Here is an 8340-nt window from a genome sequence, read left to right on the forward strand (position 1 = left end):
CACAGAAACTCACAGCCCGCGCACCCGTACGGGGTACGGCAGCTCCGAGTCCTCACCCTCGCCGTCGCGCTCGACGACGACCCGCCCGCCGTGGAGGCGCACCCGGAACCGCTCGGCCTCCGGCTCCTCCCAGCCGTCCCCGACGTCCGGCACGAGCACCCCCGCCCCCGTGCAACCCGGTTCAGGCGTCCATACCTCCAGCTCCGTGCCCCCGCCGTCGCCCCGTACAGGGACCACCGCGCCCGCCCGCACCAACACCGGCACGCGCGACAAGGGCGCGGCGAGCGTCACCGGGCCCGGACCCGTGAACGCCTCGCCGGTGGCCGTGTCGTACCACCGCCCCGGCGGCAGCCGCACCGTCCGCTCCTGGGCGCCCTCCACGAACACCGGCGCCACCAGCAGACAGTCACCCAGCAAGAAGGCATCCTCGCAGTCCCGCAACGCCCGGTCCTCCGGGGCGCTCCACCACAAAGGCCGCACATACGGCGCCCCCGTACGCCGGGCCAGATGCGCCAGCGTCACGACGTACGGATGCAGCCGGCGCCGTTCATGTGCCGCTACGCGCGCGTGCCCCAACGCCTCCTCGCCGAACGTCCACGGCTCCCGCCGCCCTGCCCACACCGCGGAGTGCGTACGGAACAGCGGCAGATAGGCGGCCATCTGGAACCAGCGCACATACAGCTCCGCGGACGGCTTCCCGTCGAAACCGCCCACGTCCGGCCCCGAGTACGGCACCCCGCACAGGCCGAGCCCGAGCACCAGGGACAGTGAAGCCCGCAGCCCCGGCCACCCCGTCGCCACGTCCCCCGACCATGTCCCGCCATAGCGCTGCATGCCCGCCCAGCCCGACCGCGAGAAAACGAACGGCCGCTCCTGAGGCTGCAACTCCCGAAGTCCCTCGTAGCCCGCACGCGCCATGCACAGCCCGTACACGTTGTGCGCCTCACGATGGTCACCGCCCCGCCCCTCCAACGCGTGCCGCGAAGATCGGGGGAGTGTCGGGTCACCGAACGCGGCGAACGACACCGGCTCGTTCATGTCATGCCAGAAACCCGAGAAACCCCGAGCGAGCCGCTCCTCGTACAGGCCGCCCCACCACTTGCGCACCCGCCCCGACGTGAAGTCCGGATAGACCGACTCGCCGGGCCACACCACGCCACGCACGGCACGGCCGGCGGAATCACGCACAAAGGCGTCGATCGCCCGCCCACTGTCGTACGCGGCATTACCCCGCGCCCGCTTCACCGCCGGATCGACGATCGACACCAACCGGATCCCATCGGCACGCAACTCCTCCGCCAGCCGGGACAGCGACGGAAACCGCTCACCGTCCACCGTGAACACCTGCCGCTCCTCCAGGTGATCGATGTCCAGATGCACGGCATCCAGCGGCACATCGCGCTCCCTGTAGCCGTCCACGACCCGCCGCACCTCCTCCTGACTGCCGAACCCCCACCGCGCGTGATGATGACCGAGCGCCCACGAAGGCGGCACGGCCGCGCCACCCGTCAACTGCGCCCACACATGCAGCACACGCGCCGGCGGCCCCACCACGACCCAGCACCGCAACGGGCCGCCCTCCATGCGCACCTCGCACCCACCTGGCAGGTCATGGCCTGAGCCCGCCCCCTCGGCGCCCTCCCGCAGCCGGACCTCCCCGTCCCACGTGTTGTCGTGGAAGACCAGATGTGTACCCGCGTCGGCCACCACCATCTGCACCGGCATCGTGATCGACAGCGGATCGTCACCCGGCCCGAACGAACCCCCCGGGTCCGTGTTCCACAAGCGGTACGTCCCCTCCCGCAGCCGGGGCCCCGAGGCCCGGCCACCCAGACCGAAGAACCGCGCGTCCGCACCGACCTCAGACCGCTGCACCCACCGTGCCTCCCCACCGCTCTCCGGCTCCCACCAGCGGGGCGGCAGATCACGCCGCAGCACCACACCACCGGGCGTGCACACGCTCACCGCGCCGTGCCGCGACACCGTCACGGTCGCCCGCTCCGCCACCACCCGCCAGCCGCCGTCCTTGTCCGGTTCCAGCGCCACGCGCGCGTCCACCTCCGGACACCCGCCAGCCAGCGCGTACGACGGCTCCGGCTCGGCCCCGTCCCACCCCCAGAACACAGCCCCGCTCACCGTCACCACGATCCGCAGCCGCGCGCGTGAGAACCGCACCACGCCGCCGCCCGCCTCGGGCTCCGCCCCGACCACGCTCCCCGGCACCCGCGCACGCTCAGGACCCCGTGGGACGAGGCCCGCCGCGTCCGCCCGCCGACGCCGCCAGGAAGCCCGTACCGCACGCAACCCCTGCGCGCCGCCCACCTTGGAAACCGACTTCACCGAGCGCATCAGGTCACGACCGTTCATGCTGCTCAGCCTGCCACCCAGGACTCCACGCCAGGGCCGCGTTCAACTGCCGTTCACCAGTGGTCGCGGCACATCTTCACGAGGCGGACTATGTGGGGGAGACCCTGGTGCGGAAGTCGATCACATGGCATCGTCCTGCTGAGCCGCGTCACGCGCACACCCCAGCCGTGCGCGCCCACGACGCCCACACCGCGTACTTCCCGGGAGCCGCCCCATGACCACCGCGAACCCCACTCCGCTCTGGCAGCCCGACCAGCAGCAGATCGACGACGCGCAGGTCACACGGTTCCAGGCATGGGCGGCCCAGCACCACGGCGCGCCCGCCGACGGCGGCTACCCGGCCCTGCACCGCTGGTCCGTCACCGAACTGGAGACGTTCTGGAAGGCCGTCACCGAATGGTTCGACGTGCGCTTCACACACCCCTACGCGCGCGTGCTCGGCGACCGCTCCATGCCCGGCGCCCAGTGGTTCCCCGGCGCCACCCTGAACTACGCCGAGCACGCCCTGCGCACCGCCGACGACCCGGCGCGCGCCGACACGCCCGCCATCCTGCACGTCGACGAGACGCACGAGATCCGCCCCGTCACCTGGGCCGAGCTGCGCGCCCAGGTCGGCTCTCTCGCCGCCGAACTGCGTGCCCTCGGCGTACGCCCCGGCGACCGCGTCAGCGGCTATCTGCCCAACATCCCCCAGGCCGTCGTCGCCCTCCTCGCCAGCGCCGCCGTCGGCGCGGTCTGGGCCTCCTGCGCCCCCGACTTCGGCGCCCGCAGCGTCCTCGACCGCTTCCAGCAGGTCGAACCCGTCGTCCTGTTCACCGTCGACGGCTACCGCTACGGCGGCAAGGAACACGACCGGCGCGAGACCGTCGCCGAACTCCGCGCCGAGCTCCCGTCCCTGCGCGCCGTCGTCCACATCCCGCTCCTGGGCACCGAAGCCCCCGAAGGCGCCCTCGAATGGGCGGCCCTCACCTCGGGAGACACCCCGCCCGTCTACGAAGAGGTCCCTTTCGACCACCCCCTGTGGGTGCTCTACTCCTCGGGTACGACCGGTCTTCCCAAGGCCATCGTCCAGTCCCAGGGCGGCATCCTCGTCGAGCACCTCAAGCAGCTCGGCCTGCACTGCGACCTCGGCCCGGAGGACCGTTTCTTCTGGTACACGTCCACCGGCTGGATGATGTGGAACTTCCTCGTCTCCGGCCTCCTGACCGGCACCACGATCGTCACGTACGACGGCAGCCCCGGCTTCCCCGACACCGGCGCCCAGTGGGCCGTCGCCGAACGCACCGGAGCCACCCTCTTCGGCACCTCCGCCGCCTACGTCATGGCTTGCCGCAAGGCCGGCGTCCACCCCGGACGCGACCTCGACCTGTCCCGCGTCAAGTGCGTCGCCACCACCGGCTCCCCGCTCCCGCCCGACGGATTCCGCTGGCTCCACGACGAAGTCCGCGAGGACCTGTGGATCGCCTCCGTCAGCGGTGGCACCGACGTCTGCTCCTGCTTCGCCGGCGCGGTCGCCACCCTCCCGGTCCACATCGGCGAACTCCAGGCCCCCGGCCTTGGCACCGACCTCCAGGCCTGGGACCCGGACGGCAACCCCCTCATCGACGAGGTCGGCGAGCTGGTGGTCACCAACCCCATGCCGTCCATGCCGATCCGCTTCTGGAACGACCCCGACGGCAGCCGCTACCACGACAGCTACTTCGACACCTACCCCGGCGTCTGGCGCCACGGCGACTGGATCACCCTCACCTCACGCGGGTCCGTCATCATCCACGGCCGCTCCGACTCCACCCTCAACCGCCAGGGCGTCCGCATGGGCTCCGCCGACATCTACGAAGCCGTCGAACGCCTCCCCGAGATCCGGGAATCCCTTGTCATCGGCCTCGAACAGCCCGACGGCGGCTACTGGATGCCCCTCTTCGTCCACCTGGCTCCCGGCGCCGTCCTCGACGACGACCTCCGCTCCCGCATCAAGAAGACGATCCGTGAGCAGCTCTCCCCGCGCCACGTCCCCGACGAGATCATCGAAGCCCCCGGCGTCCCCCACACCCTCACCGGCAAGCGCATCGAGGTCCCCGTCAAGCGACTCCTCCAGGGCACCCCGCTGGACAAGGCCGTGAACGCCGGCTCCATCGACGACATCGAACTCCTGCGGTTCTACGAGGAGATCGCCCGCAAGCGCGCCTGACACCCGGGGCCGTCCGGCCGTGCGGAGCCCGCTCCGAGCGCCGTTGTCAGTGGCTCCGATTACTCTGAGTGAGCATTGATCGCCGAGCGTACTCAGGGGGAAGTCATGGCAGGCACTCAGCACGACCGGACGGCCGAAGCGGCGCAGCACCTGCGCCGCGAAGTCGCGGGCACCATCGGCCTGCTCGCCGACGAGCAGGACTTCACACAGATGCGGCGCTACCGCACCTTCACCTTCGACGACCACCAGACCTATCTGCGCCAGGTCGAGAAGCTCCTCAAAACCCTCGCGGACGAAGGCAGCCACACCCACGTCGCCCTCTTCGACCCCGTGGAGTACGAGGAGTTCTGCGCCGAGACCGGCATCGAGCCCGACACCGTGACCAGCCGCGCCCGCTTCACAGCGGAACTCTCGGCCGCCGGCCCCTGCCTCCCGTACGAGGGGCAGCCCCTGGCCGACCTGCTCCCCGACCTCGTGGAGGAGGCCGTCCGCCAGGCCACCTGGGAGTACGCGTCGTCCGTCCTCACCCGCGTCGGCCCCTGCGCCGTCTGCGGCAAGGACATCGGACGCACGGCCTTCGCCCGCGCCTCCTACCTCGTGGCCCGTGTCATCGACACCATCGGCGACGGCACCCACCACTGGGTCGTCAGCGTCCCCACCGCCGACGAGGCACTGCTGGCCGTCCTCCACCTCGACGCGGACTCCGCCCCCGGCACGGTCCGCATGGACGAGACGGAGGTGATGGAGCTGACCACGGTCATCGCCCTCGCCGTCGCCACCCGCACACCCAGCGCCCTCGTGGTCCGCACCACCCAGGAGGGGCGGGACCGTGTCTACGGCTGGCGCCTCAAAGGAGAGCATCTGGAACAGCTCACAGCGGCAGAGGTCTTCGACGCGTACTGCACCGACGCCCACACCGGTGACCTGACAGCCCCAGAGCCGGGCGTCGACTACCGCACCGCTCCCCACGTCGACGACTCCGACCCCACGGGACGGCACACCCACTGACGGCCGCGCATACGCGGAGGGCGCTCCCCGACGGGGGAGCGCCCTCCGAAAAAGAGGCGGAGCCTGCGGCTACTCGCCGGACAGGACAGCCTGCGCGGCCTGACGCGCCTCGTCGGCGGAGTCAGCCGCCCGCGCCGCGGCGGCGGCACGCTCGCACTGCGCCAGCGTGTACTTGCCGAGCGTCGCCCGCACGTACGGAATCGAAGCAGCGCCCATGGACAGGGAGGTGACACCGAGACCGGTGAGCACACACGCCAGCAGCGGGTCCGACGCGGCCTCGCCGCAGACACCGCAGCTCTTGCCCTCGGCCTTCGCCGCGTCGGCCGACAGCGCCACCAGATCGAGCAGCGCCGGCTGCCACGGGTCCTGGAGACGGGAGACGGCGCCGACCTGGCGGTCGGCCGCGAAGGTGTACTGCGCCAGGTCGTTCGTGCCGAGCGAAAGGAACTCGACCTCCTGGAGCACCGAGCGGGCCCGCAGCGCGGCGGACGGAATCTCCACCATCGCGCCGAACTTGGCCTGCAGACCGGCCTCACGGCACGCGTCGGCGAACGCCTTGGCGTCCGCGCGGTCGGCGACCATCGGGGCCATGACCTCGAGATACACCGGCAGCCCCTCGGCGGCCTTGGCCAGCGCGGTGAGCTGCGTGCGCAGCACCTCGGGGTGGTCGAGCAGCGAGCGCAGGCCACGCACGCCGAGCGCCGGGTTGGGCTCGTCGGCCGGCGTGAGGAAGTCGAGCGGCTTGTCGGCGCCCGCGTCCAGCACACGCACGACGACGCGGCCCTCGGGGAACGCCTCGAGAACCTGGCGGTACGCCTCGACCTGCTTCTCCTCGGACGGTGCCTTCTTGCTGTCGTCCAGGAAGAGGAACTCGGTACGGAAGAGACCGACGCCCTCGGCACCCGCCTCGACGGCGGCGGGGATGTCGGCGGGGCCGCCCACGTTCGCCAGGAGAGGCACCTTGTGACCGTCGGAGGTCGCGCCCGGGCCGGTCGCCGCGGCCAGCGCCGCCTTGCGCTCGGCGGCCGCGGCCTCCAGCTGGGCCTTCTTCTCCGCGCTCGGGTCCACGAAGATCTCACCGCTGCTGCCGTCGACGGCGACGGTCGTGCCTTCGGCGAGCTCCCCGGCACCGGGGAGCGCGACCACGGCCGGCACACCCAGGGCGCGGGCGAGGATGGCGCTGTGGCTGGTGGGACCGCCTTCCTCGGTGACGAAGCCGAGGACCAGCGCCGGGTCGAGCAGCGCGGTGTCGGCGGGCGCCAGGTCGCGCGCGATGAGCACGTACGGCTGGTCGCTGTCCGGCACGCCCGGCATGGGCACGCCGAGCAGTCGGGCCACGATGCGGTTGCGCACGTCGTCGAGGTCGGCGACGCGGCCTGCCATGTACTCACCGGCACCCGCGAGCAGTTCGCGGTAGTGCGAGAACGCGTCGTAGATGCCGCGTTCGGCGGTGCTGCCGACGGCGATGCGCCGGTCGACGTCGGCGATCAGCTCAGGGTCCTGAGCGATCATGGCCTGTGCTTCCAGGACGGCCTGCGCCTCGCCGCCGGCCAGATTGCCGCGCGCAATCAGGTCGGCCGCGACAGCTTCGACGGCCTGCCGGGCGCGCCCCTGTTCGCGCTCGGCGTCCTCCGCCGGAATCTGCTTGGCCGGCGGCTCCAGCACCGCCGTTCCCATGTGCCGAACCTCGCCGATCGCCACACCGTGGCTCACGCCGACGCCTCGCAGCGTAGTCTCCATCTCACCCGTCTCCGATAGTGCGGCGGGGTCTGCCGCCGCGGTGATTGTCCTGCGGCCGCCTGAGGCGACCCGCGGTCACTTCCAGCCGAACAGAGCGTCGCCGGCCTTCAGCTCGCCGCTCTCGATCACGTCGGACAGCGACTCGGCGGTGGCCTCCAGGGCGACGACGGGGCAGACCGGCGACTTGCCGGCTTCCTCGACGGCGGCCGGGTTCCAGCGCACGATGGACTGGCCTCGCTGCACGGTGTCGCCCTTGTTGACGAGCAGCTCGAAGCCCTCGCCGTTGAGTTGCACGGTGTCGATGCCGAGGTGCGTGAGGACGCCGTGGCCCGCTTCGTCGACGACGACGAACGCGTGCGGGTGCAGGGACACCACGATGCCGCTGACGGGGGCGACGGCCTCAGACGGTTCGCGCACGGGGTCGATGGCGGTGCCGGGGCCGACCATCGCACCGGAGAAGACCGGGTCGGGTACGGCGGTGAGCCCAATCGCGCGTCCGGCAAGTGGGGACGTCACACTGGTCATGGCAAGCCTCCCAGGGGTGGAGATTCGGGGGCGCCGCCGCTGCCTGTCCTGGACGACGCACTGTTCAGAAGCGTAAGTCATAAAAAGTCCCGGTTCCGCATGAGAGCTACCGGTTGGCTGACGTAGAGGCACCGAGCAAACGATTTGCCTCCCGGCCCGGGGCCCATGTACTGTCGTACCCCTGCCTGGGAGCAGCCGACGCCGCAGAGCGTCGAACGTCCCGGCGGCACCAATCAAGTCGCACACTATCTTCGATCTACTTCTGCATGTCCGCAGATGGATGGTCAGAGGGCCGAGAAAAGCCTGATAGTGTTCGATCTCGCCGAAAGGGAAAACGCGAAAGCGATTTTCTGGAAATCGAAATCCGAGGAAACCGGCCGGTGAAACGGTCTGATAGAGTCGGAAACGCAAGACAGTAAGACCGAAGGGAAGCGCCCGGAGGAAAGCCCGAGAGGGTGAGTACAAAGGAAGCGTCCGTTCCTTGAGAACTCAACAGCGTGCCAAAAGTCAAC

General features: G+C 70.9%; 5 protein-coding genes. 2 read left to right on the forward strand and 3 right to left on the reverse strand.

The window, feature by feature from the left end; translation table 11 throughout:
- Positions 1–9: 9 nt before the first annotated feature.
- On the reverse strand, positions 10–2367 hold the full coding sequence (locus ACZ7LY_RS26620) for a glycoside hydrolase family 31 protein (protein ID WP_471627237.1): 2358 nt from the start codon (positions 2365–2367) through the stop codon (positions 10–12).
- A 214-nt stretch (positions 2368–2581) separates the two neighbouring features.
- Between ACZ7LY_RS26620 and ACZ7LY_RS26625 the strand changes: the two genes are divergently transcribed.
- On the forward strand, positions 2582–4555 hold the full coding sequence (locus ACZ7LY_RS26625) for an acetoacetate--CoA ligase (RefSeq protein WP_471627238.1): 1974 nt from the start codon (positions 2582–2584) through the stop codon (positions 4553–4555).
- 105 nt (positions 4556–4660) lie between these two features.
- Positions 4661–5563: a hypothetical protein gene (locus ACZ7LY_RS26630; RefSeq protein ID WP_471627239.1), complete on the forward strand. Its 903-nt coding sequence runs from the start codon at positions 4661–4663 to the stop codon at positions 5561–5563.
- 69 nt (positions 5564–5632) lie between these two features.
- Here ACZ7LY_RS26630 and ptsP read toward each other — a convergent pair whose 3' ends face one another.
- Complete coding sequence (ptsP, locus tag ACZ7LY_RS26635) at positions 5633–7303, reverse strand: phosphoenolpyruvate--protein phosphotransferase (protein ID WP_471627240.1); 1671 nt, start codon at positions 7301–7303, stop codon at positions 5633–5635.
- Positions 7304–7378: 75 nt separating this feature from the next.
- Positions 7379–7828 (reverse strand): PTS sugar transporter subunit IIA, encoded by a 450-nt coding sequence (locus tag ACZ7LY_RS26640; RefSeq protein ID WP_471627241.1) that lies wholly within the window; start codon positions 7826–7828, stop codon positions 7379–7381.
- Positions 7829–8340: the final 512 nt, after the last annotated feature.

The organism is Streptomyces sp. NPDC107550 (assembly GCF_055639095.1).

What these genes read in the sequence shown, in the direction of transcription:
- ACZ7LY_RS26620 (WP_471627237.1), bottom strand. Translation starts at nt 2,367, where the DNA reads ATGAACGGTCGTGACCTGATGCGCTCGGTGAAGTCGGTTTCCAAGGTG.
- ACZ7LY_RS26625 (WP_471627238.1), top strand. Translation starts at nt 2,582, where the DNA reads ATGACCACCGCGAACCCCACTCCGCTCTGGCAGCCCGACCAGCAGCAG.
- ACZ7LY_RS26630 (WP_471627239.1), top strand. Translation starts at nt 4,661, where the DNA reads ATGGCAGGCACTCAGCACGACCGGACGGCCGAAGCGGCGCAGCACCTG.
- ptsP (WP_471627240.1), bottom strand. Translation starts at nt 7,303, where the DNA reads ATGGAGACTACGCTGCGAGGCGTCGGCGTGAGCCACGGTGTGGCGATC.
- ACZ7LY_RS26640 (WP_471627241.1), bottom strand. Translation starts at nt 7,828, where the DNA reads ATGACCAGTGTGACGTCCCCACTTGCCGGACGCGCGATTGGGCTCACC.